The organism is Acidovorax sp. SUPP950 (assembly GCF_030158935.1).
Taxonomy (GTDB): domain Bacteria; phylum Pseudomonadota; class Gammaproteobacteria; order Burkholderiales; family Burkholderiaceae_C; genus Paracidovorax.
This window is the reverse complement of record NZ_BQXE01000010.1, coordinates 22,396-47,684: the sequence shown is the minus strand read 5'-3', so window position 1 is coordinate 47,684 and position 25,289 is coordinate 22,396. Positions and strand designations below refer to the sequence as shown.

The 25,289-nt window shown below is 69.7% G+C and carries 26 protein-coding genes; 15 read left to right on the top strand and 11 right to left on the bottom strand.

From position 1 onward, the window contains the following. Positions 1-135: 135 nt before the first annotated feature. Entirely contained in the window at positions 136-1,815 is a 1,680-nt protein-coding gene (locus AVME950_RS23070) for a long-chain-fatty-acid--CoA ligase (RefSeq protein WP_284424369.1), read from the top strand. Positions 1,816-1,882: 67 nt separating this feature from the next. After that, the gene (locus AVME950_RS23065; protein WP_284431593.1) at positions 1,883-2,644 is read left to right on the top strand and encodes a 5'-methylthioadenosine/adenosylhomocysteine nucleosidase; all 762 of its coding nucleotides are present in this window, start codon (positions 1,883-1,885) and stop codon (positions 2,642-2,644) included. A 304-nt stretch (positions 2,645-2,948) separates the two neighbouring features. Here AVME950_RS23065 and corA read toward each other — a convergent pair whose 3' ends face one another. The 5 genes from corA to AVME950_RS23040 form a co-directional block, all read right to left on the bottom strand. After that, positions 2,949-3,935, bottom strand: coding sequence for a magnesium/cobalt transporter CorA (gene corA, locus AVME950_RS23060; RefSeq protein ID WP_092742874.1), 987 nt, complete (start codon positions 3,933-3,935; stop codon positions 2,949-2,951). A 233-nt stretch (positions 3,936-4,168) separates the two neighbouring features. Further along, a complete protein-coding gene (locus tag AVME950_RS23055; protein ID WP_284431592.1) occupies positions 4,169-4,966 on the bottom strand; it encodes a uracil-DNA glycosylase family protein in 798 nt (265 codons plus the stop codon). Then, positions 4,963-5,433: a ribosomal protein S18-alanine N-acetyltransferase gene (gene rimI / locus AVME950_RS23050; RefSeq protein WP_284424366.1), complete on the bottom strand. Its 471-nt coding sequence runs from the start codon at positions 5,431-5,433 to the stop codon at positions 4,963-4,965. Before rimI ends, AVME950_RS23055 begins: the two co-directional genes overlap by 4 nt. After that, on the bottom strand, positions 5,430-6,158 hold the full coding sequence (gene tsaB / locus AVME950_RS23045; RefSeq protein WP_284424365.1) for a tRNA (adenosine(37)-N6)-threonylcarbamoyltransferase complex dimerization subunit type 1 TsaB: 729 nt from the start codon (positions 6,156-6,158) through the stop codon (positions 5,430-5,432). Before tsaB ends, rimI begins: the two co-directional genes overlap by 4 nt. Positions 6,159-6,309: 151 nt before the next feature. Further along, positions 6,310-6,618 (bottom strand): hypothetical protein, encoded by a 309-nt coding sequence (locus AVME950_RS23040; protein WP_272550553.1) that lies wholly within the window; start codon positions 6,616-6,618, stop codon positions 6,310-6,312. A gap of 175 nt (positions 6,619-6,793) precedes the next feature. Here AVME950_RS23040 and dacB point away from each other — a divergent pair, with 175 nt between their 5' ends. The 3 genes from dacB to AVME950_RS23025 all read left to right on the top strand — a co-directional run bounded on the left by dacB (position 6,794) and on the right by AVME950_RS23025 (position 10,249). Further along, the gene (gene dacB / locus AVME950_RS23035; protein ID WP_284431591.1) at positions 6,794-8,254 is read left to right on the top strand and encodes a D-alanyl-D-alanine carboxypeptidase/D-alanyl-D-alanine endopeptidase; all 1,461 of its coding nucleotides are present in this window, start codon (positions 6,794-6,796) and stop codon (positions 8,252-8,254) included. Between the two features lie 132 nt (positions 8,255-8,386). After that, positions 8,387-9,544 (top strand): SGNH/GDSL hydrolase family protein, encoded by a 1,158-nt coding sequence (locus AVME950_RS23030; RefSeq protein ID WP_284407330.1) that lies wholly within the window; start codon positions 8,387-8,389, stop codon positions 9,542-9,544. Positions 9,545-9,577: 33 nt separating this feature from the next. Continuing rightward, entirely contained in the window at positions 9,578-10,249 is a 672-nt protein-coding gene (locus tag AVME950_RS23025; RefSeq protein ID WP_284431590.1) for an OmpW/AlkL family protein, read from the top strand. Positions 10,250-10,334: 85 nt separating this feature from the next. On the opposite strand, the gene AVME950_RS23020 is transcribed toward AVME950_RS23025, so the two are convergent. From AVME950_RS23020 to purE, 4 genes are all read right to left on the bottom strand, one after another. Beyond that, positions 10,335-11,288, bottom strand: a complete 954-nt coding sequence (locus tag AVME950_RS23020) for an SGNH/GDSL hydrolase family protein (RefSeq protein ID WP_284424362.1) — start codon at positions 11,286-11,288, stop codon at positions 10,335-10,337. Positions 11,289-11,376: 88 nt separating this feature from the next. After that, positions 11,377-12,387 (bottom strand): L-threonylcarbamoyladenylate synthase, encoded by a 1,011-nt coding sequence (locus AVME950_RS23015; RefSeq protein WP_284407328.1) that lies wholly within the window; start codon positions 12,385-12,387, stop codon positions 11,377-11,379. A 19-nt stretch (positions 12,388-12,406) separates the two neighbouring features. After that, on the bottom strand, positions 12,407-13,579 hold the full coding sequence (locus AVME950_RS23010) for a 5-(carboxyamino)imidazole ribonucleotide synthase (protein ID WP_284431589.1): 1,173 nt from the start codon (positions 13,577-13,579) through the stop codon (positions 12,407-12,409). Then, positions 13,576-14,073 carry a 5-(carboxyamino)imidazole ribonucleotide mutase gene (gene purE, locus AVME950_RS23005; RefSeq protein WP_272566742.1) on the bottom strand — a complete coding sequence of 166 codons (498 nt, stop codon included), beginning with the start codon at positions 14,071-14,073 and terminating at the stop codon, positions 13,576-13,578. Before purE ends, AVME950_RS23010 begins: the two co-directional genes overlap by 4 nt. Positions 14,074-14,166: 93 nt before the next feature. Here purE and trxA point away from each other — a divergent pair, with 93 nt between their 5' ends. Together trxA and AVME950_RS22995 are read left to right on the top strand one after the other, a co-directional pair. Beyond that, positions 14,167-15,075, top strand: a complete 909-nt coding sequence (gene trxA, locus AVME950_RS23000) for a thioredoxin (RefSeq protein WP_284431588.1) — start codon at positions 14,167-14,169, stop codon at positions 15,073-15,075. A gap of 32 nt (positions 15,076-15,107) precedes the next feature. Continuing rightward, a complete protein-coding gene (locus AVME950_RS22995) occupies positions 15,108-15,914 on the top strand; it encodes an META domain-containing protein (protein ID WP_284431587.1) in 807 nt (268 codons plus the stop codon). A gap of 57 nt (positions 15,915-15,971) precedes the next feature. Here the strand turns inward: AVME950_RS22995 and AVME950_RS22990 are convergent, their stop codons facing one another. Continuing rightward, the gene (locus tag AVME950_RS22990) at positions 15,972-16,892 is read right to left on the bottom strand and encodes a phosphoribosylaminoimidazolesuccinocarboxamide synthase (RefSeq protein ID WP_272566745.1); all 921 of its coding nucleotides are present in this window, start codon (positions 16,890-16,892) and stop codon (positions 15,972-15,974) included. A gap of 422 nt (positions 16,893-17,314) precedes the next feature. Here AVME950_RS22990 and hpf point away from each other — a divergent pair, with 422 nt between their 5' ends. The 3 genes from hpf to hprK all read left to right on the top strand — a co-directional run bounded on the left by hpf (position 17,315) and on the right by hprK (position 19,231). After that, the gene (hpf, locus tag AVME950_RS22985; RefSeq protein ID WP_272566746.1) at positions 17,315-17,650 is read left to right on the top strand and encodes a ribosome hibernation-promoting factor, HPF/YfiA family; all 336 of its coding nucleotides are present in this window, start codon (positions 17,315-17,317) and stop codon (positions 17,648-17,650) included. Positions 17,651-17,772: 122 nt separating this feature from the next. After that, positions 17,773-18,243 carry a PTS sugar transporter subunit IIA gene (locus tag AVME950_RS22980; protein ID WP_272550568.1) on the top strand — a complete coding sequence of 157 codons (471 nt, stop codon included), beginning with the start codon at positions 17,773-17,775 and terminating at the stop codon, positions 18,241-18,243. A gap of 34 nt (positions 18,244-18,277) precedes the next feature. Next, positions 18,278-19,231, top strand: coding sequence for an HPr(Ser) kinase/phosphatase (gene hprK / locus AVME950_RS22975; protein ID WP_272566747.1), 954 nt, complete (start codon positions 18,278-18,280; stop codon positions 19,229-19,231). 46 nt (positions 19,232-19,277) lie between these two features. On the opposite strand, the gene fur is transcribed toward hprK, so the two are convergent. Further along, the gene (gene fur, locus AVME950_RS22970) at positions 19,278-19,712 is read right to left on the bottom strand and encodes a ferric iron uptake transcriptional regulator (protein ID WP_272566748.1); all 435 of its coding nucleotides are present in this window, start codon (positions 19,710-19,712) and stop codon (positions 19,278-19,280) included. A 92-nt stretch (positions 19,713-19,804) separates the two neighbouring features. On the opposite strand from fur, the gene AVME950_RS22965 reads away from it, so the two are divergent. From AVME950_RS22965 to leuS, 5 genes are all read left to right on the top strand, one after another. Next, positions 19,805-20,353 carry an outer membrane protein assembly factor BamE gene (locus AVME950_RS22965; RefSeq protein WP_284407324.1) on the top strand — a complete coding sequence of 183 codons (549 nt, stop codon included), beginning with the start codon at positions 19,805-19,807 and terminating at the stop codon, positions 20,351-20,353. A gap of 58 nt (positions 20,354-20,411) precedes the next feature. After that, on the top strand, positions 20,412-21,260 hold the full coding sequence (gene dapB / locus AVME950_RS22960) for a 4-hydroxy-tetrahydrodipicolinate reductase (protein WP_284431586.1): 849 nt from the start codon (positions 20,412-20,414) through the stop codon (positions 21,258-21,260). A 17-nt stretch (positions 21,261-21,277) separates the two neighbouring features. Next, positions 21,278-21,964 (top strand): MotA/TolQ/ExbB proton channel family protein, encoded by a 687-nt coding sequence (locus tag AVME950_RS22955; RefSeq protein ID WP_284407322.1) that lies wholly within the window; start codon positions 21,278-21,280, stop codon positions 21,962-21,964. 30 nt (positions 21,965-21,994) lie between these two features. Continuing rightward, a complete protein-coding gene (locus tag AVME950_RS22950; RefSeq protein ID WP_284431585.1) occupies positions 21,995-22,468 on the top strand; it encodes an ExbD/TolR family protein in 474 nt (157 codons plus the stop codon). A gap of 139 nt (positions 22,469-22,607) precedes the next feature. Beyond that, on the top strand, positions 22,608-25,289 hold the full coding sequence (leuS, locus tag AVME950_RS22945; RefSeq protein ID WP_284431584.1) for a leucine--tRNA ligase: 2,682 nt from the start codon (positions 22,608-22,610) through the stop codon (positions 25,287-25,289).

Here is a 25,289-nt window from a genome sequence, read left to right as displayed (position 1 = left end):
GTCCTCCGGCGCCGCCCGCTGGTGGCCGCTGCGGCAGGGGCAGCACGGTTTAGGGAAACTACAGGCCCCTGGCGCCTTCGCCCGCGACGACAATGCGGGCTCCTTTTTGTAACAGCAGGTTTGGAGACACACAGCATGAATGACCGCCCGTGGCTTGCCGCCTACCCACCCGGGGTGCCGGCCGACATCGACCCGGCGCAGTACCCCTCGCTCATCGCCCTGATGGAAGAGGGCTTCGGCAAATACGCCGACCGCGTGGCCTACAGCTACATGGGCAAGGATGTGAGCTTCGGCGAGACGGACGTGCAAAGCCGCCACATTGCGGCCTATCTCCAGGGTCTGGGGCTGGCCAAGGGCGACCGCGTCGCGGTGATGATGCCCAACGTGCCGCAGTACCCCGTGGCCGTGGCCGCCATCCTGCGCGCGGGCTTCGTGGTGGTGAACGTGAACCCGCTGTACACCCCGCGCGAGCTGGAGCACCAGCTCAAGGACTCGGGCGCCAAGGCCATCGTCATCATCGAGAACTTCGCCGCCACGCTGCAGGCGTGCATCGGCGCCACGCAGGTCAAGCACGTCGTGCTGTGCGCCATGGGCGACCGCCTGGGCTTCCCCAAGGGCCTGATCGTCAACTACGTGGTGCGCAGCGTGAAGAAGCTCGTGCCGCCGTTCAACCTGCCCGGCGCGGTGCGCTTCAACGACGCGCTGTCGCAGGGCGCGCGCGGCACGCTCAAGGTTCCCGACCTGCGCCCCGACGACGTGGCCCTGCTGCAGTACACGGGCGGCACCACGGGCGTGAGCAAGGGCGCCGTGCTCCTGCACCGCAACATCATCGCCAACGTGCTGCAGGCCGAGGCCTGGAACCTGCCCGTGATGCAGACCGTGCCGGCCAACGAGCAGCCCACCACCGTGTGCGCGCTGCCGCTCTATCACATCTTCGCCTTCACCGTGAACATGATGATGAGCATGCGCACGGGCGCCAAGAACATCCTGCTGCCCAACCCCCGCGACCTGGCGGCGGTGCTCAAGGAGCTTTCACGGCACACCTTCCACAGCTTCCCGGCCGTGAACACACTGTTCAACGGCCTGGCCCACCACCCCGACTTCAACACCGTGAACTGGAAGAACCTCAAGGTGTCGGTGGGCGGCGGCATGGCCGTGCAGGGCGCGGTGGCCAAGCTCTGGCTGGAAAAGACCGGTTGCCCCATCTGCGAAGGCTATGGCCTGTCGGAGACCAGCCCCACGGTCGCCTGCAATCCGGCCACGGAAAAGGCGTTCACCGGCACCATCGGCGTGCCGATCTCCAGCACCTACATGAAGCTCATCGACGACGATGGCCGCGACGTGACCGAGCCGGGCGCGCGCGGCGAGATCGCCATCAAGGGCCCGCAGGTCATGGCCGGCTACTGGCAGCGGCCCGACGAGACCGCCAAGGTCATGACGGACGACGGCTACTTCAAGTCCGGCGACATCGGCGTGATCGATGAGCGCGGCTACTTCAAGATCGTGGACCGCAAGAAGGACATGGTGCTGGTGAGCGGCTTCAACGTCTACCCCAACGAGGTCGAGGACGTGGTGGCCACGCTGCCCGGCGTGCTCGAGTGCGCGGTGGTGGGCGTGCCCGACGAGAAGACGGGCGAAGCCGTCAAGCTGGTCATCGTCAAGCGCGGCACCGACCTCACCGAGGCGCAGGTGCGCGAGTTCTGCAAGGCCAACCTCACCGGCTACAAGCAGCCCCGCGTGATCGAGTTCCGCGAATCGCTGCCCAAGACTCCGGTGGGCAAGATCCTGCGCCGCGAGCTGCGCGACAAGCGCTAGTGCGGCCCGTCCCGTCCTGGCTCCGGGCCACCTCGGCGCGGGCGCAACCGCTGGGGGCGTTGCGGCCGTGACAACCGCCATCCTCAGCGCCCTGGCCGAAGAGCAGCAGGGCCTCATCGACGCGCTCTCCCGGGGGCGCCGCACCCTGCATGCCGGCCGCACGTTCTGGAGCGGCAGCCTGCACGGGTGCGAGGTCGTGCTGGCGCTCTCGGGCATCGGCAAGGTCGCGGCAGCCACCACCGCCACCGCGCTGATCGAGCGCTTCGGCGCGGCACGCGTGGTGTTCACCGGCGTGGCCGGCGGCCTGGGCGCGGACGTGCAGGTGGGCGACGTCGTCGTGGCGCACGACTTCCTGCAGCACGACATGGACGCCTCGCCCCTGTTCCCCCGCTGGGAGCTGCCCGGCTACGGCCGCACCCGGCTGCCGTGCGATGACGCGCTGGCCGGCCGGCTGGCCGATGCCGCCGGCGAATGCCTGGCCGGCGGCGCGGCCGCGCTGCTGGACGGCGCCGGACTGCCGCCGCCCCTGCGCGCTCCGCGCGTGCACTGGGGCCTGATCGCCAGCGGCGACCGCTTCGTGTCGACCGTGCAGGAATCGCAGGCGCTGCGCGACGCGTTCACCGCCGCCGGCCATGCGGTGCTGGCGGTGGAGATGGAGGGCGCCGCCGTGGCCCAGGTCTGCAGCGACTACGGCGTGCCCTTCGCCGCCGTGCGCACGGTCTCCGACCGCGCGGACGACGCCGCACACGTGGACTTCCCCCGCTTCGTGCAGGCCGTGGCCAGCCAGTATGCCGATGGCATCATCGGGCGGTTTCTCAGGATGCTATAAAAATAATAGCTACATGCCCTAGTGACCATTGTGCTGGAGGGCCGTTTGGCTCTCAATGGGCACTTGGAGCAGGGCGCGTGCTTGAGGGCCCGCAGACGCCGCGCGGCGTGCTCCTGGCATTCGATTGCTGCGAAATAAATAGCAGAATGCCCTAGTACTGATTGCGCTGGGGGTCGATTCGACGCTAGACCGCCGCTTCTCGGCAGCGCGCCTGCCTTCAAGCCAGCAGACGCCGTGGAACCGGCTCCGCCGGGCCACTGGCGTCGTTCCCTGGGGGGAGGCCGCGCAGCGGCTCAGGGGGGGGTCACTTCAACCAGCCGCGCTTTCGGAAGTACCACATGGGGCCCAGGGCGCTGGCCACCATCAGTGCCAGCGCGTAGGGGTAGCCCAGCGACCAGTCCAGCTCGGGCATGAACTTGAAGTTCATGCCGTAGACGCTGGCGATCAGCGTCGGCGGCAGCAGGGCGACGCTGGCCACCGAGAAGATCTTGATGATCTTGTTCTGGTTGATGTTGATGAAGCCGACCGTGGCGTCCATCAGGAAGTTGATCTTGTCGAACAGGAACGCCGTGTGGTTATCGAGCGATTCGATGTCGCGCAGGATCTGGCGCGCCTCCTCGAACTGCTCGGCGTTGAGCATCTTGCTGCGCATCATGAAGCTCACGGCGCGGCGCGTGTCCATCACGTTGCGGCGGATGCGGCCGTTCAGGTCCTCCTGGCGCGCGATGGCGGCCAGCACCTCGCCGGCGCGGGCATCGGTCACGTCGCCGGCCAGCACCTGCACGCTGACCTTCTTCAGGTCGTCGTAGATGCCTTCGAGGGTATCGGCGGAGTATTCGGCGTCGGCGTCGAAGAGCTTGAGCAGCACCTCCTTCGCATCCTCGATCAGGCCCGGCGCACGGCGCGCGCGCATGCGCAGCAGGCGGAAGACGGGCACGTCTTCGTCGTGGATGGAAAAGAGCACGCCCTTGCTCTTGAGCGTGTCGTTGACGAGGTTCAGGATGAAGGCCACGCGCACCGAGCGCGGGTCGTCTTCGTCGTCGATGAGAAAGTCGCTGCGGATGTGCAGCTCGCCGTTGTCTTCTTCATAGAAGCGGGCGGATTCCTCGATGTCCTCGTCCATGGCGTCTTCGGGGATGAAGAGGCCGTAGTGCTGCTTGACCCAGCGTTTTTCTTCGAGGGTGGGCGACTCCAGGTCGACCCAGATGGGCTGGAACTGCGCCAGCTCTTCCAGGGATTCGATTTCTTCCTGGACGAGCCGGCCGTTGGCGAGCGTGAAAATGTTGAGCATGTGGGCTCACTCCCGGTGTGTGGTGGGCTTTTTCTGCGAGGGATGGGGCGGCTTTCAACCCTCGGCAGGCCGGGAGCTGAAAGCTACCAACTGGGGTAGGTTTCCACGGAGGAATCTCCAAAAATGCAAGCCGCGGATTATGGCATTGCGCTGCGTCAATCCCATGACACCCGCCGAGGGCCGGCGGGGCCTGGCAGCCCGTGGGCGCAGTAGCGGTAAGGCTTTGTTTTCCGTCAGCCCGCCTCGGGCGCGCGGGTGCCCGCCGCCCGCACCGTGGCGAGGGCGCGGCACAGGTCGGCCCAGGCGGCGGCCTTGGCCTCGGGCGCGCGCAGCAGGTAGGCCGGGTCGTAGGTGACGATGGCCGGCGTGCCGCCGGGCAGGGCGTGCAGGCCGGCGCGCAGCCGGCCCAGGGGTTCGCGGCTCTCCAGCACGGCGCGGGCCGCACCCAGGCCGAGCACCAGCACCATCGCCGGGCGCAGGGTGGCCAGCGCCTCCTGCAGGGCGTGCGCGATGCCGGCATCGCCAGGGCCCGCCGCGCCGGTGCGCTGCACGGCGGCGAAGAACACGCGGGGATGGCGGTGCAGGCGCATGGCGCGCAGCATGTTGTCCAGCAGCTTGCCGGCGTCGCCGGTCAGCGGGGCGTCGGGCGTGGCGCTTTCGGCCAGCACCAGCCAGCCCGAGCCGAGGTCCACCGGCGTGGCCGACGGGTCGGCCTGCGGGTACAGCGGCAGCGGCGCCTGCAGGGCGGCGGCGGTGCCCGCGGCCTCGTCTCGCGCCGGTGGCACCGCCGCGGGCGCAGGCATGGGCACCGGGGCCGGGCGGGCCATGGTGGGAGTCGGGGCCTGCGGTGCTGGCGCCAATCGGGGCGCGGCCGGCACGGCGGAGGAGGGGGGGGTGTCCGTGGATTCGGCCGCCGGAGTCTTGGCCACGGCCGGCTCCTGCACCGCCACGGAGGCCGGAGCCGGCGCCCACACGGTGATGCCCATCTCGGCCAGCATGGCGCGCTGGCGTGCGTCCAGGTCCAGGCTCATAGTGGCAGGCTCATCACGACGGCATCCTCGCGTTCGCCGCCGTGGGCGGGGTAGTAGCGCTTGCGTTCGCCCACGAAGCGAAAGCCCCGGGCTTCGTAGATCGACCGTGCCCGCGCATTGCTCACGCGCACTTCCAGCCACAGCCATTGCGCGTTGCAGCCGCGCGCCCACAGGGCCAGTGCATCCAGCAGCAGCCGGGCCCAGCCCTGGCGCTGGTGGGCGGGTGCCACGGTCAGGTTGAGCAGGTGCACTTCGTCCACGCCTTTCATGGCCACGAAGTAGCCGATCAGTTCATCGCCGGCCATCAGCAGCTGGGTTTCGTAGCCGGCCGCCATGGCATCGATGAAGTTGCCGCGCGTCCAGGGGTGCGTGTAGGCGACCTGTTCGATCGCCAGCAGCGCATCCAGCCGCGCGAGCGTGAGCGGCTCGAACCGGGCTTCTTCGGGGGTGTGGGGAACGGCGCTCATGGGGCACTCAGAATGGGAGGCAGGGCGGCTGCGGCCGCCTGCCTCGCCGCCAGGCGCTCCGCCGTGGTTTGCGCCACTTTATCGCGCACGTACAGCGGCAGGGCTTCGCTGGCCGGTTGCGCGCCCCCCGCAGCGATGCGCGCGGGGGCCAGGTGCAGCAGGGCCAGAGCGGTCGGCAGGGCGAACACGTGGGGGGCGTCGGGTGCGAGCCGCTCGCCATAGGCCGCGCGGGCATTGCCGGCCACGGTGTAGCCGGGCGGCACGGCCACGGACTGCGGCGCGCACAGGCCGAAATCGTCGCCTCCGCGCCATGTGCCGTCGGCCTGGAATTCGAAGGGCGCGGTGTAGACCTCGTCCATGCGGGCGTCGAGCACCGCCACCACGCGCGTGCAGCCGTGGGCATGGCGGGCCGCCTCGGCCACGGCCAGCAGGGTGTCGATCGGCAGCACCGGCACGCCCGCGCCGCCGCGCGCACCGAACGCCAGTCCCTGCGCCACCGAGCACGCCGTGCGCAGGCCGGTGAACGAACCCGGGCCGCGCCCGAAGACCACGGCATCCAGCGTGTCGAACGACAGGCCGGCCTCGGCCAGCAGCGCCCGGATCGCCGGCAGCAGCGTGGCGGATGCCTGCGCGCCGCCGGGCCCGCTGTGCTCCCAGGTCGCATCGGCGCGCTGGACGGCGATGGACAGGGTGTCGGTACTGGTATCGAAGGCGAGCAGGTTCATGGGGTGAGGGTGGGTGGCCCGCCCGAAGCGCCGGGTCTGCGAAACCGCAGCCGTGCGCCGCACCCGGTGCTGGGGAGCCGGTGCGCATTATCGGCGCCCCGGCCGGCGGCTGCCTTCCCGCCGCGCGCAACCCCAGCGCGCGGTGATGGCGTCAGGCGGCCGCGGCTTCCAGCGCCGCCGGCTGGGCGAGGGCATCGCCCTCGCCGGCCAGCAGGCCCAGGGGGGCGTCGGGGGCGGGCTTGTCGCACGGCTGGGCGGCCACGCGGGTGGCGATGTCGCGCGCCGCGGGCGAAAAATACAGCCAGAGGTTGTCGCTGGCGAGGTCGTAGCTGGAGAAAAGGGCGCGTCCCGAGCCGGGAGGCGTCATCAGGAACTTCGCCATGAAGATCTGCTGGATCTGGCGCGCGGGCTCGAACGCGTCCTGGTCATTGCCGAGAGCCAATTTGTACCAAGTGCTCACAGTTGCCTTTCTCCCCGGAGGCCGGGACTTCAAGATTGGAGGCCATCCTAGGGTGAACCCGAAGGCCGCCGGACCTCCCCGCGAGCGCATCGATCTGTAGGACGAAGGCCGATCCTCGGCCGCTGGCAGCGCGCCAGGGCAATGGCGCCAGCGTGCATCGCTAGACTCGTCCGCCATGTTGCAAGTCTTTTCATGGCGCCGGCGTCTGGCCGTGCGCGCGGCCACGCTCGTGGCATTTGCGGGGGCGGCGCTGCCGGCCCTGGCCCAGTCTCCCGCCACGCCCGAGGCCGCCGCCCTGCCGCCCGCGGTCGAGGCCGCCCTGCAGCGCGCCAAGCTGCCGCGCGAGGCCCTGTCGGTGCTGGTGGTGGATGCGGAGGGCCGGCAGGCGCCCCGGCTCGCCTACCGCGCGCAGGTGCCGGTCAATCCCGCCTCGGTCATGAAGCTGGTCACCACCTATGCCGCGCTGGACCAGCTGGGGCCGGCCTTCACCTGGGACACGCCGGTGTACCTGGACGCCCGCCCCCGGTCGGGCAGCCTGCAGGGCAACGTGTACATCAAGGGGCAGGGCGACCCCAAGCTCGTGGTGGAGCGCCTGTGGCTGCTGATGCGGCGCCTGCAGGCGCAGGGCATCCAGGTGATCGTCGGCGACATCGTGCTGGACCGCAGCGCCTTCGACGTGCCCGACCACGATGCCGCGCGCTTCGACGGCGAGCCCCTGCGCCCCTACAACGCCGCGCCGGACGCGCTGCTGGTCAACTACAAGTCGATCGCCATGACCTTCGTGCCCGATGGCCCGGCCGGGCTGGCGCGCGTGCAGTACGAACCGCCGCTGGCCGGCGTGCAGTGGCCCGCCACCGTGCCGCTCGCAGCGGCGGGCGCGGAGTGCGGCGACTGGCGCACGGCCCTCAAGGCCGAGCTGGCCGACCCCGCCCGCATCGCCTTCCAGGGCGTGTACCCAGCGGCCTGTGGCGAGCGCACCTGGGCGGTGGCGCCGGCCGATCCTGCCGGCTACGCGGCGCGCGCCATCGAAGGCATGTGGCGCGACCTGGGCGGCAAGCTCACCGGCAGCGTGCGCGACGGGCGGGTGCCCGCCGGCCTGGCCCCGGCCTTCAGCACGTCCTCGCCCGCGCTGGCCGAGGTGGTGCGCGACATCAACAAGTACAGCAACAACGTGATGACGCAGCAGGTGTTCCTCACGCTGGCGCTGCAAAAGAACGGCCGCGGCACCTTCGACGGTGCGCGCGCCGTGGTCGGACAGTGGTGGCGCCAGCGCTTTCCCGGCACGGAGGCGCCCGTACTGGACAACGGCGCGGGCCTGAGCCGCGAGGCACGCATCAGCGCCCAGGCCCTGGCGCGCATGCTGCAGGCGGCATGGCTCTCGCCTGTCATGCCCGAGCTGGTGTCGTCGCTGCCGATCACCGGCGTGGACGGCACCCTGCGCCGGGCCCAGGGACGCTCGGTGGGCGCGGCCCACCTCAAGACCGGCAGCCTGCGCGACGTCTCGGCCATGGCCGGCTACGTGCACGCCGCCAGCGGCCGCCGCTACGTGATGGTGGCCATCGCCAACCACCCGAACGCGGCCGCGGCGCGCCCGGCCATCGAGGCCCTGGTCGATTGGGTGGCCCATGACCGCTGAAGCGCCCCGGACGGGCGCCTGCGCGCGGCGCGGCTATCGGTAGTTCCCCTGTGCGGCCCCGGGCGGTGCGGGTTTACGATGGGCCTCAGTAAAACGCACGACCGTGCTATTTTCAACCTGACGGAGAACACCTTGATCTCGAAAACCACTAAAAACAGAGCTTCCTGGGCGGTGACGGCATTGGCGGCAGCCGCTTTGCTGGCGGCCTGCGGGGGCGGCGGCTCGGACACGACGCCCGCCGTGAGCGTGAAGTCCGTGAAGGTCATGGGTGACAGCCTGGCCGACAGCGGCACGTTCGGCTTCAAGTTCACCGTGCAGGGCACGGCGGCCACGGGCGCCGGCTCCAGTTCCGTCTGGCCCGAGCGCGTCGCCACGAGCTACGGGCAGACGCTGTGCGCGCACTACCAGTCGACCGGCACCACGTTCGGCACGCGGGCGGAATGCACCAACTACGCCGTGGGCGGCGGGCGCATCAACAACTTCACGGCGCCCACCTCGCCGGTCTCCATCACCAAGCAGATCCAGGATGCCGGCGCCGCCGGATTCACCGACACCGACCTGGTGCTGATCGACGGCGGCGCCAACGACGCGGCCGACCTGATCGGCGCCTACCTGCGCGCCTCGAGCGACGGCGGCGCCACCTACCGCGCCGTGCTGGGCACGCTGCTGGACGCCAACACCGTGAACACCGCCCTGGCCGGCGGCGCGACCGGCATGGCGCAGGTGGGCGGGCTGTACATGCAGACGCTGGCCACGCGTTTCGCGGCCACCATCAAGACCAACACGCTGGACAAGGGCGCCAAGCGCGTCGCGGTGCTCAACGCCCCGGGCATCACCCTCACCCCGCGGTTCCGCCTGGTGGTGGCCTCCATCGCGGCCGCCAACGGCGCGGCCGCCGCCGCCCAGGCCGAAGCCCTGTTCGACGGCTGGATCCAGGCCTACAACGCCCGCCTGGCCACCAGCCTGGGGACCGACAGCCGCCTGGCCCTGGTGGACTTCTACAGCTCGTTCAAGGACCAGGCCACCAACCCGGCCCAGTACCAGCTGACCAACGTGTCGACCGCTGCCTGCCCGGCCACCGGCGTGGGCAGCGACGGCCTGCCGACCTACTCCTTCCCGACCTGCACGTCGGCCGCCCTGTCGGCCCGCACGCCCCCTGCAGGCGCCACGGGCGGTGCCGACTGGTGGAAGTCCTACGGCTTCGCCGACAGTTTCCACCCCACGCCGTACGGCCACCAGCTGGTCGCCCAACTGGTGTCGCGTTCCCTGTCCACCGCCGGCTGGCTCTGATTGCCCAGGCCCCATCCCCTTCGAGGAGTTTTCATGAAGCCATTTTCCTGGGCCTGCGTGGCGATCGCCGCGGCTGCCGTCTGCGGCACGGCCAGCGCACAAGTCGCCGGCACGCTGAGCCTGCGCGCCGGCGTGACCCAAATCTCGCCCCAAGTCAAAAGCGGCAACCTGAGCGCGCCGAGCTTTCCCGGCACCCGCGTGGACGTGCATTCCGCCACGGCCCTGACCGGCGGCCTGAACTACATGCTGACCGACCACTGGGCGGTGGACGTGCCCATCGGCCTGCCGTTCAAGCATTCGTTCTACGGTGACGGCGCCATCGGCGGCGTGGGCAAGGTGGGCGAGACCAAGGTGGTGCCCGCCACGGTGTTCGCGCAGTACCGTTTCCAGGAGGCCAACGCGGCCTTCCGGCCGTATGCCGGGCTGGGCGTGACCTACGCCAAGTTCTTCAAGGAGCGCACCACCGCCACGCTGAACGGGCTGACGGGCGGCACGCCGACCAATCCCACCACCGCGTCGATCGACGACAAGTGGGGCGTCACCGCGCAAGTCGGCTTCGTATGGCAGTTCAACGAGCGCTGGTTCCTGGACGCGGCCTATTACAAAGGCTTCCTCAAGACCACCACACGCCTGTCGAGCGGGCAGAACATCGACATCAAGCTCAACCCCAACGTGTTCGCGGTCGGGATCGGCTACCGGTTCTGAGGCCCCAGCCGTGCCGCACGGAGCCCGCGGCACCATCAAAAAAGCCGACCCGAGGGTCGGCTTTTTCGCGTGGGCTGCGAGGCGCTTACCAGCGGGCGCGCAGGCGGTCGTACGCGTAGGTGCCGAACTGGCGCTGGGCCGAGGGCGTGAAGTACACGCGGTCGGCGAACACGTACTTGTCCTGGGCGGCGCCCGTCAGCAGCGTGGAGGCGTTGCACAGCAGCGAGTTGACCTGGCCTGCGCCGATGCCGATGCCGTTGTTGGGGTCCACCGAGGTGCAGACGGCGTTGTCTTTGTCGGTGAAGCCGTAGCCCGAAGGCGAGCCCACGAACACGTTGCCGTAGTAGGCCAGATCGACGTACAGCACCGTGGTGCCGAGGTCTTCGATGTTCACCAGCAGGGCCTGGTTGAACTGCGTGCTGGCGTTGCTCAGCAGCGTGGTCTGGTTGATGCCCACGGCCCAGGGGCTCTTGCCCAGGTCGTAGGTGCCGGTCACCACCACGTGCTTGGCACCCGCGTTGGACAGGCGGCGCACCTGCGCGGCCAGTTCCTTGCCGGCCGTGGCCGCGTTGGTGAGGAACTGCGCGCTGGTCTGCGTGCCCGCGTTCACCGCGGCCATGCCGGCGATCACGTCGCTGATGCCGCCGTTGATCAGCACCAGGTCGTTGTCGGCGAAGCCGCCCTTGGACAGGAAGGTGTCGATCTGCTGGGTGACGGACGGAGTGGTGGTCCGGCCGGCGGCGTCGGTGGTGGCCGTCACGCGGGCGTTGCCCTGCGCGTAGCCCGTGCCGCCCGCCGCGGCGGCGGTGAAGCTCTTGCCGTAGTTGTTGGCGATCTGCTGGGCCCAGTTGTTGATGCTGCCGTCGTTGACCGTGTAGCGGGCCCCGTTCTGGCCGATGTCGGTGAAGCCGTCACCGAACGTGATGAACCGGTCGGGCGTGATGGCCGACTCGGTTGTGCTCGAACCGCAAGCCGCGAGCAACGTGGCCGTTGCACAAGCGGCGACCACGAGGGTGCGGCGCATCCAATTTGCTGCCATGGGTTTTTCTCCAGAAAATGTGGCGAGAGTTTAACGACTGGCGCGGCACGGCCTGCAACAGGGCGTGCCGCGGGACATGCAATCCGGGTTATGCGGCCGCGGCACGCTGCAGGCGGTCGCGCACGCCTTCCCATTCGGGGGTGGCGGGCGGGGCTTCGATCCAGATCAGCTTCACACCGTCGTCATCGAAGGCGCGCAGCACGGCAAAGAGCTGCTGGGCGGTGGCCGTGGCGTCGTCGGGCATGCGCCGCACCTGGACTTTGGCCGAGCGCGAGCGCAGCGGGCTGCGCGCATAGACGGCCAGGTGCGCGGCATCGGCGCCCAGCAGGTCCAGCCCGGTCTGCAGCGCCTTGGCCTCCATCAGCCGCACCTTGGCGGCCGGGGCGTAATGGGCCTCCAGGGTGCCCGACGCGCGCGGGGTGTGCGCGGGCAGGTCGTCTTTCGACAGCGGCGCCAGGCCGCACGCCTGGGCGATCTGCGCGCGGGTGATGGCGCCGGGCCGCAGCAGCACCGGCACGCCGCGCGTGCAATCGACGATGGTCGATTCGATGCCCACGCCGCAGGGCCCTCCGTCCAGCACCAGCAGCGCCTCGCCCAGCTCGTCCTGCACGTGCAGGGCGGTGGTGGGGCTCACGCGGCCGAAGCGGTTGGCGCTGGGCGCGGCCACGCCCCACACGGGGCGGCCCTCCAGCGCCGGGTCGTCCGATGCGCCGGCGCGCAGCACGGCCTGGGCGACGGGGTGGGCGGGGCAGCGCAGGCCCACGCTGTCCTGGCCGCCCGTGGCGGCCGTGGCCACGCCGGGCCGGCGCGGCAGGATGAGGGTGAGCGGGCCCGGCCAGAACGCATCGACCAGCGCCTGCGCGAACGCCGGCACTTCGCTGGCGAAGTGGGCAATGCCGCCGGCATCGGCCACGTGCACGATCAGCGGGTGGTCGCTCGGCCGGCCCTTGGCGGCGAAGATCTGCGCCACGGCGGCATCGCTGGCCGCGTCGGCGGCCAGGCCGTACACCGTCTCGGTGGGCAGGCCCAGCAGCGCGCCCGTGCGCAGGGCGCGCGCGGCGGCGGCGATGGATTCGGGGCGTTGGCCGTCGAGGATCATGTCGTGTGCGGGCCCGCGTTCAGAAGGCTTCGATGCCCAGCAGCGCCGCCGCCTGCAGCGCCGTGGCGCGCGCGGCCTCGGCGGTCGGGGCCGTCACGTTCAGGTGGCCCATCTTGCGGCCGGGCTTGGCGTCGGCCTTGCCGTACAGGTGCAGGTGCGTGCCTGGCAGCGCCAGCACCGCGTCCCAGGCGGGCGTGCGGGCGTGCGGGCCGTGCGTGAACCACAGGTCGCCCAGCAGGTTGAGCATGACGGCGGGGCTGTGCTGGCGCGGCTGCGTGAGCGGCAGGCCGGCCATGGTGCGCACCTGCAATTCGAACTGCGAGACGTCGCATGCGTTCTGGCTGTAGTGGCCGCTGTTGTGCGGGCGCGGGGCGATCTCGTTGACCACCAGTTCGCCGCCGTCGAGCACGAAGAACTCCACGCACAGCACACCCACGTAATTCAGGCCGTTTGCTATCGATTTGGAAGCGTCGACGGCATGTTCCACTAGGGCATGAGGCACATTTCCCTCGTAAACCTCGGTGACCGCCAGAATGCCGTCCCGGTGCAGGTTGCGCTGCACGGGCAGGTGCACGCAGGTGCCGTCGGCGCCGCGCGCCACGATCACCGAGCATTCGAGGGCCAGGGGCAGCATCTTTTCCAGCACGCAGGGCACGCCGCCCATGGCCTGCCACGCGGCGGCGAGTTCGGCCGGCGTCTTCACGCGGGACTGGCCCTTGCCGTCGTAGCCCATGCGCGCCGTCTTCAGGATGCCGGGCAGAAGATCGGGCGCCACGGCCGCCAGATCGGCGGCGGTCTCGATCACCGCGTAGGGCGCGCAGGGCACGCCGCAGCGCACGAAATGGGCCTTCTCCTGGGCGCGGTCCTGCGCAATGGCCACGGCGCTCGCCGCCGGCGCCACCGGGCGCTCGGCGCCCAGCGTGCGCAGCGCCTGGGCCGGCACGTTCTCGAATTCGGTCGTGATGGCATCGCACAGGCCGGCCAGCCGGGCGAGGCCGTCCGGGTCCTCGTAGGCGGTGCGGATGTGGTGGTGGCTCACCCGGCCGGCGGGGCTGTCGGCGTCGGCATCCAGCACGGCCGTGAAGTAGCCCATGGCCTGCGCCGCGTGCACGAACATGCGGCCGAGCTGGCCGCCGCCCACCACGCCGAGCGTGCTGCCGGGCAGCAGCGGGGGCGTAGGCTGCGCGCTCATGCGGACACCGGCGGCAGGGCCATGGCGCGCGCCGCGGCGGTCTGCTCGGCGCGGAAGGCCTCGAGCCGCTCGCGCAGGGCGGGGTCCTCGGTGGCCAGCAGGGCCACGGCGAACAGCGCCGCATTGGCCGCACCCGCCGTGCCGATGGCGAACGTCGCCACCGGAATGCCCTTGGGCATCTGCACGATGCTGTGCAGCGAATCGACGCCCTGCAGGTGGCGGCTGGCCACCGGCACGCCGAGCACCGGCACGGTGGTCTTGGCGGCGATCATGCCCGGCAGGTGGGCAGCGCCCCCCGCACCGGCGATGATGGCCTTGAGCCCCGCGCCGGCCGCTGCCTCGGCATAGGCGAACATGTCGTCCGGCATGCGGTGGGCCGAGACCACGCGGGCTTCGTGGGCGATGCCGAATTGCTGGAGAATCTGCACTGCGTGCTGCATGGTCTCCCAGTCGCTGCTGGAGCCCATGACCACACCGATCTGGATGGGTTTCATGTGAGTGGGGCGCTGGCCGAACCGGCCGCCCGCCGAAGTGGAACCCGCGATTTTACTTTTTGTGTGCCGAGCGCACCCACCGGGCCTGAACACATGATCGACGTCACCGTAGAAAATTTTGAAACCGAAGTCATCGCCGCCTCGATGGACGTGCCCGTGCTGGTGGACTTCTGGGCGCCCTGGTGCGGCCCGTGCAAGTCGCTCGGGCCCATCCTGGAGAAGCTGGAGACCGAGTACGAGGGCCGCTTCAAGCTCGTGAAGATCGACTCCGACCAGGAGCAGCAGATCGCCGGCATGTTCGGCATCCGCAGCATTCCCACCTGCGTGCTGCTGATGAACGGCCAGCCCGTCGATGGCTTCATGGGCGCCCAGCCCGAGGGGCAGGTGCGGGCCTTCCTCGACAAGCACGTGCCCACCGCCGAGGCGGCCCTGGCCGAGCAGGAGGAGGAGCTGGCGCAGGACGCGCTGGCCGACGGCGATACCGACACCGCGCTGGAAAAGCTGCAGCACGCGGTCGCCACCGACCCCGCCAACGACGACGCCCGCTTCGACTACGTGAAGCTGCTGCTGCAGCTGGGCCGCGAGGACGACGCCAAGGTCGCCTTCGCCCCCGTGATCGCCAAGGCCCCGGCATCGCGCAAGCTGGGTGCGCTCAAGGCCTGGATGGATGCGATCGATTTCGTGGCCAGGGAGGCAAACGGCCCTTCGGCATTGGCCGATTTCGATGCCGGGATTGCCGCCAACCGCCGCGATTTCGACGCCCGCTTCGGCCGGGCGCGCTGGTTCATCGCGCACCAGCGCTGGACCGAGGCCATGGACGAACTGCTGGAAATCCTCATGCGCGACAAGGCCTGGAGCGACGAGGCCGCGCGCAAGACCTACGTGGCCGTGCTCGAGATCATCGAGCCGCCTCGGGTGAAGGTGGCCGAAGGCCAGATCCCGCCGGAAGACCCGACGGTCGCCACCTACCGCCGCCGCCTGTCCAGCGTGGTGCTGAGCTGACCGGCGCCCCAGCCACCGAAGCCGCCCGGTCCATGGGCGCTGAACGGGCCCGTGCGGCCGCCCTGGCCGTGGCCTCGGTGCTGGCTCTCGCCCTGGCGGGCTGCGCCACATCGCCCCCGCCCGATGCCATGGTCATCGGCACGGTGTTCTCGCGTGAGCGCCTTTACGTGCCGCCCGACGAGCCCGCCGTGTTCGAGGCGGCGCTGCTCGACGTCTCGCGCCCCGATGCGCCGCCCACGGTGCTCGGGCGCCAGCGCATCGAGCTGCCGGGGCCGCCGCCGTACCAGTTGCAGATTCCTTTCCGGTCCGCGCTCACGCAGCCGCTGCTGCCGGGCCGCTACCGGGTTCGCGCCTCGCTGTCCCTGCAAGGCTACGTGCGGTTCGCCTCCGATGGCATCCATCCGCTGCCGCCGGACCCGGCCTATCGGCGCGTGGATGTCGAGCTGCACCGCCTGCCTCTGGACAAGGCGACCGCGCAGGCCGAGGTGCCGCTGCGGCAGACCTACTGGCGGTTGGTGGAAATCGACGACACGGCCGTGCCGCCGGCCCCCGCTGGCGCGCCCGAGCCGCATCTGGTGCTGGACAGCGAAGGGGGACAAGCGCGCGGGGCAGGGGGCTGCAACCGCTTTCTGGCGAGCTACGCGGTCGATGGCGTGCGCCTGCGGATGACGCAGATCAACACGACCCTGCAGCTGTGCCTGCAGACGGCCACCCTGGAGGGCCGTTTCCTGCACGCGCTGGACGAAGTCCGGACCTACCGCCAGGAAGGGCGGCAACTGCTGCTGTTCGGCGAAGAGGCGCGCGTGCTGCTGCGGCTGGAGGCCATCGAGCTGGAGTGAGGCGGCCACACGGCCGCCCGATGCCGCTGCGCTCCCTGGCGCGCGCGGCAGGGCCGTTCAGCCCACCAGGCGCTCGAGCGCCTCGCGGTACTTGGCGGCGGTCTTCTCGACCACCTCGCGCGGCAGGCGCGGGGCGGGCGCGGTCTTGTTCCAGGGCTTGCCGTTGATCTGCGTCTGCTCCAGCCAGTCGCGCACGAACTGCTTGTCGTAGCTGGGCGGGTTCTCGCCGGCGGCCAGAGCGCTTTCGTAGCCTTCCACGGGCCAGTAGCGCGAGCTGTCGGGCGTGAGCACCTCGTCCATCAGCACCAGCGTGCCGTCGGGCGCGAGGCCGAACTCGAACTTGGTGTCGGCAATGATCATGCCCTTTTCCAGCGCGATGGCCGCAGCCTCCTGGTAGATGGCGATGCTGAGGTCGCGGATCTTCGTGGCCAGCTCGATGCCGATCATCTCCACCGTGCGCTCGAAGGTGATGTTCTCGTCGTGCTCGCCCATCGCGGCCTTGGCGGCCGGGGTGTAGATGGGCTGCGGCAGCTTGGCCGCGTTGGTCAGGCCTTCGGGCAGCTGCACGCCGCACACGGCGCGCGATTCCTGGTATTCCTTCCAGCCGCTGCCGGCCAGGTAGCCGCGCACCACCGCCTCCACGGGGATCGGCTGCAGGCGCTGCACCAGCATCGAGCGGCCCCGCACCTGGGGTGCTTCGTCCGGCGTCACCACGCTCTCGGGGTCGTCGCCCGTCAGGTGGTTGGGGCACAGGTGGCCCAGCTTGTCGAACCAGAACAGTGCCATCTGCGTGAGCAGCTCGCCCTTGCCCGGAATCGGCTCGCCCATGATCACGTCGAAGGCCGAGAGGCGGTCGCTGGCCACCATCAGGATGCGGTCGTCGCCCACGGCGTAGTTGTCGCGCACCTTGCCGCGCGCGAGCAGCGGCAGGGACGTGAGGGCGGAGGTGTGCAGTGCGGAGGAAAGGGGCAGGGTCATGGTGGGTGAAGCGATTGCGAACGGGAAAGCCGCGGCTTTCGGCGGCAGGGCCGGCCAGCCCGCGATTTTAGGGCGCGAGCCGGGATGGCCGGTGCAGGGCGGTCGGGAGGGTGGGGCGTGGGTCGGGACCGCAGCGGACGGCGGACCATCGGGTCGGCAGGGCGTCGTGCAGGCGGTGCGCCCCGCAAAGGCGTCTGCGCTGTGTGCCGCGGAGCAAAGCCAAGCTATTTTGCGCCGTTTTTCGGCCCTTGGCACCTGGGAGGGCAAGACCCGACAGCCGACTTCGGTATGCGTTTGCAATTGCCCGGGGGCGGGCGCATAGTGAATCCAACACATGCATGAGTTGACCTTTCGCCGGGCCGTCCTTCCACCAGACCTTTGAGGACGGCGCTTCTTCAACGCAAGCCCAGGAGGCCAGTTTTATGAACCTGACGATCAGCGGTCACCACCTCGAAGTCACTCCCGCATTGCGCGCCCATGTGACGGAAAAGCTGGACATCATCAGCAAGCATTTCGACCAGGTGGTCGACGTCAAGGTGCTGCTCACCGTCGAGAAGCAAAAGGAGAAGGAAAAACGCCAGCGCGCGGAATGCAACGTGCATGTGAAGGGCAGTGATCTGTTCGCCGAGAGTTCCCATTCCGACCTGTACGTGGCCGTGAACGACCTGGTGGAAAAGCTGGACCGCCAAGTCGTCCGGCACAAGGACCGCATCCAGAACCACCACCATGGCGCCATCAAGCGCGAACTCGTGGCCTGATTCGCGCCAGGGGCCTGAGCAGCCAGGCCCTTCGCCACGCCGCCCCGAGGGGCGGTTTTTTTATGCCCCCCGGAAAGTGCTCAGGGTTTATGCTAGGGGGTGCATAATCGCAACCCTTCACCATGAACCGTCTTGCCTCCATCCTGCCTGCCGCTCAAGTGCTCGTGAGCGTCGACGCCACCAGCAAAAAGCGCGCTTTCGAAGAGGCAGGGTTGTTGTTCGAGAGCCAGCACGGCCTGTCGCGCGCCCTCATCACCGACAGCCTCTTCGCCCGCGAGCGGCTGGGCTCCACGGGGCTGGGCCACGGTGTCGCCATCCCGCATGGCCGCATCAAGGGCCTGAAGGCGCCGATGGCCGCCGTCTTCCAGCTGGCCCACCCGATCGGTTTCGATGCGCCGGACGAGCAGCCCGTCGGGCTCCTGATCTTCCTGCTGGTGCCCGAGGCGGCCACGCAAAAGCATCTGGAGATCCTGTCCGAGATCGCCGAGCTGCTGAGCGATGGCTCGCTGCGCGAGCGCATCAAGGGCAGCACCGATGCCGCCGAGCTGCACGGCCTGATCGCCGGCTGGCAGTCCGCCCAGGCCACCGCCTGACCCCGCCGCCGCCGCTGCAAACGCTGAACCTTCCGTGAAACCCAATGTCGTCAGCGCCGATGTCCTGTTCGAGGAGTTCCGCGGCCCGCTGAAGTGGGAGTGGGTCGCCGGCCTCGGGGCCTCCGAGCGGCGTTTCGACGAGGTGGCCGTGCGCTCCGCGCGCTCCGGCGCCGACCTGGTGGGTTACCTCAATTACATCCACCCGTACCGGGTGCAGATTCTGGGCGAGCGCGAAACCGCCTACCTCACCAACGCGACGCCCGAGGACTGCAAGCGCCGCATCGCCCGCATCGTCACGCTGGAGCCGCCCGTGCTGGTGCTGGCCGACAGCCAGGTCGCGCCCGATGCGCTGCTGTCCATGTGCGAGCGTGCGCAGATCCCGATGTTCTCCACGCACGAGTCGTCGGCCTTCGTCATCGACGTGCTGCGCGCCTACCTGTCCAAGCACTTCGCCGACCGCACCACCATGCACGGCGTGTTCATGGACATCCTGGGCCTGGGCGTGCTGATCACCGGCGAGTCGGGCCTGGGCAAGAGCGAGCTGGGCCTGGAGCTGATCTCGCGCGGCAACGGCCTGGTGGCCGACGACGCGGTGGACCTGTTCCGCATCAACCAGACCACTATCGAGGGCAAGTGCCCCGACCTGCTGCAGAACCTGCTGGAGGTGCGCGGCATCGGCCTGCTGGACATCCGCGCGATCTTCGGCGAGACCGCCGTGCGGCGCAAGATGCGGCTCAAGCTCATCGTGCATCTGGTGCGCAAGGAAACGCTGGAGCGCGACTACGAACGCATGCCCTACGAGCCCCTCACGCAGGACGTGCTGGGCGTGCCGGTGCTCAAGGTGGTGATCCAGGTGGTGGCGGGCCGCAACATCGCCGTGCTGGTCGAGGCGGCCGTGCGCAACACCATCCTGAACCTGCGCGGGATCGACACCTACCAGGAATTCGTGGAGCGGCACCGCCGCGCCATGGAGCGCGACGGCTCCTGACCATCGCGCCGCGTCCCGGGCCCGCCGGGCGGCGCGCGCCCGCTGCTCAGCGGTGCTGCGTGGTGGCCAGCTTGGCGCAGGTGGCGCACTGGCCGTATAGCGCCATCGAATGGTCCTGCACCACCCAGCCCTTCGACTTGGCCACCAGTTGCTGGCGCTTTTCGATCTCGGGGTCGTAGAACTCCTCGACCTTGCCGCAGACCGTGCAGATGAAGTGGTCGTGGTGCTGGCCCTCGTTGAGCTCGTACACCGCCTTGCCGCTTTCGAAGTTGCTGCGGTTCAGGATGCCCGCCTGCTCGAATTGCGTGAGCACGCGGTACACCGTGGCCAGGCCGATGTCCGAGCGCTCCTGCAGCAGCACGCGGAACACGTCTTCTGCGGTCATGTGGCGCTGCGCGCCCTTCTGGAAGATCTCGAGGATCTTCAGGCGCGGCAGGGTCGCCTTCAGGCCGGTGCTCTTGAGTTCGTCGATGTTCGTCATGACAGGGGTTTCCGTGTACCAAACCAGCGTGCCAAAGCCCGGGAGAAGCTGCCGCTACAATGGGTCGGATCATATCGCCTATGCCTAACTCCATGTCCGTTTCCGCCCGCTGCAGCGCCCGTTGGGCCCTGACCCTGTTGATCGGCGCCAGCTTGACGGCCTGCGGCAGCTTCGACAGCGCCAGCAACCGCGTCGCCAGCCTGGTCACTCCCTACAAGGTGGACGTGGTTCAAGGCAACTTCGTCTCCCGCGAGCAGGTCGAGGCGCTCAAGCCCGGCATGGGGCGCCAGCAGGTCAAGGAAATCCTCGGCACGCCGCTGGTGACCAGCCTGTTCCACGCCGACCGCTGGGAATACGTCTTCACGCTCAAGCGCCCCGGCGTCGAGGTGCAGTCGCGCAAGCTGACCGTGTTCTTCAACGGCGACGTGTTCGAGCGCGCCGAGGGCGACGAGATGCCCACCGAGGCCGAGTTCGTCGCCACCCTGGGCACCCGGACCCCCAAGAACAAGGTGCCGGTGCTGGAGGCGACCGAGGCCCAGCTGGCCAAGTTCCCCAAACCGGCCACGCTGCCCGAACCTGCCGATTCGCCCGTGCCCACGCCGCCGTCCAGCTACCCGCCGCTGGAATCGTCGACCCGCTGATTCCCGCCGGCCAGGGCCTGGTGCACACCGGCCCTGCGGCTTAGCCGCTGATCTTTCCATGACCGCCACCACTTCCCCGAACGCATCCCCCTCCACCCCTTGCCGCGTGGCCGTCGCCGGGGCCTCCGGCCGCATGGGGCGCATGCTGATCGAAGCCATCCGCGACACCGGCGGCGAATGCGTGCTGGCCGGCGCGCTCGACGTGGCGGCCAGCCCCGCCATCGGCTCCGACGCCACCGCCTTCCTGGGCCATGCCAGCGGCGTGGCCATCACGGCCGACGTGCGCGAAGGCCTGCGCCATGCCGACGTGCTGATCGACTTCACCCGCCCCGAGGGCACCATGGCCCACCTCGCGGTATGCGCCGAGACGGGCGTCAAGATGGTCATCGGCACCACGGGCCTGTCCGACGCGCAAAAGGCCGAGATCGCCGCCGCCAGCGAACGCACCGCCATCCTGCTGTCGCCCAACATGAGCGTGGGCGTGAACGTCACGCTCAAGCTGCTGGAGCTGGCAGCCAAGGCCATGTCCACCGGCTACGACATCGAGATCATCGAGTCCCACCACCGCCACAAGGTGGATGCGCCCTCGGGCACCGCGCTCAAGATGGGCGAGGTCATCGCCCAGGCCCTGGGGCGCGATCTCAAGGACTGCGCCGTCTATGCCCGCGAGGGCATCACGGGCGAGCGCGATCCGTCGAGCATCGGCTTTTCCGCCATCCGCGGCGGCGACATCGTGGGCGACCACACCGTGCTGTTCGCCGGCACCGGCGAGCGCATCGAGATCACCCACAAATCCGCCAGCCGCACGACCTATGCCCAGGGCAGCCTGCGCGCCGTCCGATTCCTCGCCGCGCACCAGACCGGCCTGTTCGACATGTTCGACGTGCTGGGCCTGAACGCCGCCTGACGGCCGGCGCGCACGCGATGGACGGCCTGCACTGGTGGCGTCAGGGCGACGCGGTCACCCAGATCAGCGCGCTGCTGCTGCTGGCCATGTCGGTCGCCAGCTGGGTCGTGATCGTCTGGAAGGCCCTGCTGATGCGCCGTGCCCGCCGTGATGCGGCCCGCGCCATCGCCGCCTTCTGGCAGGCCCCGTCGATCGCCCTGGCGGCTGAGCGCCTGCCTGCCTTCGACCGCGATGGCCTGGTGATGCCGCTGGTGCAGGCGGCCAGCGCCGTGGCTGGCGCCAACCAGGCCCCCGCCACGCTGGCCGCGCGCGGCAGCCTGTCCCAGCAACTGACGCGCGGCCTGCGCGATGCGCTGCACGGGGTGCTGGGCCGCCTGCAGTTCGGGCAGGTGCTGCTGGCCACCGTGGGCTCCACCGCGCCGTTCGTGGGTCTGCTGGGCACCGTGTGGGGCATCTACCATGCGCTCACCGCCATGGCCGGGGCCGGCCAGATCACCATCGACCGCGTGGCGGGCCCGGTGGGCGAGGCGCTGGTCATGACGGCCGCCGGCCTGACCGTGGCCATTCCCGCCGTGCTGGCCTACAACGTGTTCGGCCGCTTCATCGGCCGCACCGAGGCCGACCTGGAAGGCTTCGCGCGCGACCTGCGCGAGCTGGTGCTGGATGAATCCGGCATCGCCCCGCCCGCCGCGGCGAACGACTGACCGGCGACGGACTCCCGCCCCGCACGCGCCATGGCATTCGGCCGACTCGAACGCACCACCGGGCCGCAGCCCATGAGCGACATCAACATGACGCCGCTGGTGGACGTGATGCTGGTGCTGGTGGTCATCTTCATCCTGACCGCGCCGCTGCTGGCCAGCTCGATCCGGCTGGACCTGCCGCGCGCTGACGGCGCCACGCCCGGCGCGCCCCCGCAGTCGGTCACCGTGGTGCTCGACAAGGAGGGCCAGGCCTACCTGGACGACGTACCACTCGCCCCGCAGGCGCTGGCCGCGCGCCTCGCGCAGCTGGCCAGGGAGCAGCCCGACACCGAGGTGCAGTTGCGCGCCGACACCGCCGTGCCGTATGGCCGGGTGGTCGAGGTGATGGGGGCGGCCAACGCCGCGGGCCTGCGGCGCATCGGCTTCGTGGCGGACCCGGCCGCGCCCGGCATCCCTTCCGCCGCTTCGGCCTCTCCCGCTGCTGCTGCTGCCGCTGTCCGCTGACCGGCCGGGCCCTGCACCAGCCGGGACCGCGCACCGTGTAACGCTTCGCGCCGCCCGCGGCCGGCATCGCGCCTAAAATCCCCGGCTGACACCCCGCTCACTTTCTTTCCTGGCCGCACCGCCGCGGCCCCGCCAACCCATGCAAGACAAATACAACCACACCGAGGTCGAGCGCGCCGCGCAGGGCCACTGGACGGCCACCGATGCCTACCGCGTGACCGAGGATGCGGGCCGGAAGAAGTTCTACGCCTGCTCCATGCTGCCCTACCCCAGCGGCAAGCTGCACATGGGCCACGTGCGCAACTACACCATCAACGACATGCTCGCGCGCCAGCTGCGCATGAAGGGCATGAACGTGCTGATGCCGATGGGCTGGGACGCCTTCGGCCTGCCGGCCGAGAACGCGGCGCTCAAGAACGGCGTGCCGCCCGCGCAGTGGACGTACGACAACATCGCGTACATGAAAAAGCAGATGCAGGCGATGGGCCTGGCCATCGACTGGTCGCGCGAGGTCGCCACCTGCGACCCGAGCTACTACCGCTGGAACCAGTGGCTGTTCCTCAAGATGCTGGAAAAGGGCATCGCCTACCGCAAGACCCAGGTCGTCAACTGGGACCCGGTGGACCAGACCGTGCTGGCCAACGAGCAGGTGATCGACGGCAAGGGCTGGCGCACCGGTGCCACGGTGGAAAAGCGCGAGATTCCGGGCTACTACCTCAAGATCACCGACTACGCCGAAGAGCTGCTGGGCTTCGTCACCGGCGACCAGCTGCCCGGCTGGCCCGAGCGCGTGAAGCTCATGCAGGAGAACTGGATCGGCAAGAGCGAGGGCGTGCGCTTCGCCTTCCCGCACGACATCCGCGCGGCCGACGGCACGCTGATCGGCGACGGGCGCATGTACGTCTTCACCACGCGCGCCGACACCATCATGGGCGTGACCTTCTGCGCCGTGGCGCCCGAGCACCCGCTGGCCGCGCGCGCGGCGCAGGGCAATCCGGCCATCGCCGCCTTCATCGAGGAGTGCAAGAGCGGCGGCACCACCGAGGCCGAACTGGCCACGCAGGAAAAGAAGGGCGTGCCCACCGGGCTGGTGGTCACGCACCCGATCACCGGCGAGGAAGTGCCCGTGTGGATCGGCAACTACGTGCTCATGGGCTATGGCGACGGCGCCGTGATGGGCGTGCCCGCGCACGACGAGCGCGACTTCGCGTTCGCGCTCAAGTACGGCATCGACATCAAGCAGGTGGTGCTGGTCGATGGCGAGACCTTCGACTACCACCACTGGCAGGACTGGTACGGCGACAAGCAGCGCGGCGTCACCGTCAACTCCGACAGCTTCAGCGGCCTGTCCTACGCCGAGGCCGTGCAGGCCGTGGCGCATGCGCTCGCGCAAAAGGGCCTGGGCGAGACCAAAACGACCTGGCGCCTGCGCGACTGGGGCGTCTCGCGCCAGCGCTACTGGGGCACGCCGATCCCCATCATCCACTGCGATGAGCATGGCGCCGTGCCCGTGCCCGAGAAGGACCTGCCGGTGGTGCTGCCCACCGATTGCGTGCCGGACGGCTCGGGCAATCCGCTGCACCACCACGAAGGCTTCCACGCCGGCGTGACCTGCCCGGTCTGCGGCAGGGCCGCGCGCCGCGAGACCGACACCATGGACACGTTCGTGGACAGCTCGTGGTACTTCATGCGGTATTGCGACCCGAAGAACAGCGAGGCCATGGTGGCCGAGGGCGCCGACTACTGGATGCCGATGGACCAGTACATCGGCGGCATCGAACACGCCATCCTGCACCTGCTGTATGCGCGTTTCTGGACCAAGGTGATGCGCGACCTGGGCCTGGTGAAGATCGACGAGCCCTTCACCAAGCTGCTCACGCAGGGCATGGTGCTCAACCACATCTACTCGCGCCGCACCGAGCAGGGCGGCAAGGAGTATTTCTGGCCGCACGACGTCGAGCACGTGGTGGACGAGGGCGGCAAGATCGTGGGCGCGAAGCTCAAGAACGCCGTCGGCGGCCTGCCTGCGGGCACCGCCATCGACTACGAGGGCGTGGGCACCATGTCCAAGTCCAAGAACAACGGCGTCGATCCGCAGGACCTCATCGAGCGCTACGGCGCCGACACCGCACGCCTGTACACCATGTTCACCGCGCCGCCCGAGGCCACGCTGGAGTGGAACGACGCGGCCGTGGAGGGCAGCTACCGCTTCCTGCGCCGGGTGTGGAACTTCGGCCTCAAGCTCGCGGCCCTCGACAAGGACGCGGCGCTGGCCAGCGTGGCCGGCGCCACCACCCTCAAGGACGTGCCCTTCGGCAAGGAGGCCAAGGCCCTGCGGCTGGAGATCCACACCGTGCTCAAGCAGGTGGACTACGACTACCAGCGCATGCAGTACAACACCGTGGTCTCGGGCGCGATGAAGATGATCAACGCGCTGGAGGACTTCAAGGCCCTGGACAGCGCTGGCGCCCCCGTGGCGCTGATCGAGGGCTTCGGCATCCTGCTGCGCGTGCTGTACCCGGCCACGCCGCACATCGCGCACAGCCTGTGGAGCGGCCTGGGCTACGCCGGCGCGCTGGGCGACCTGCTCGATGCGCCGTGGCCCCAGGCCGATGCCGATGCGCTGGTGCAGGACGAGCTGGAGCTGATGCTGCAGGTCAACGGCAAGCTGCGCGGCTCCATCCGCGTGCCCGCCTCGGCCGACAAGGCCGAGATCGAGCGCGCCGCCCTCGCGAGCGAGGCTTTCGTCAAGCAGGCGGACGGCGCCACGCCCAAGAAGATCGTGGTCGTGCCGGGCCGCCTGGTCAACGTGGTCATCTGA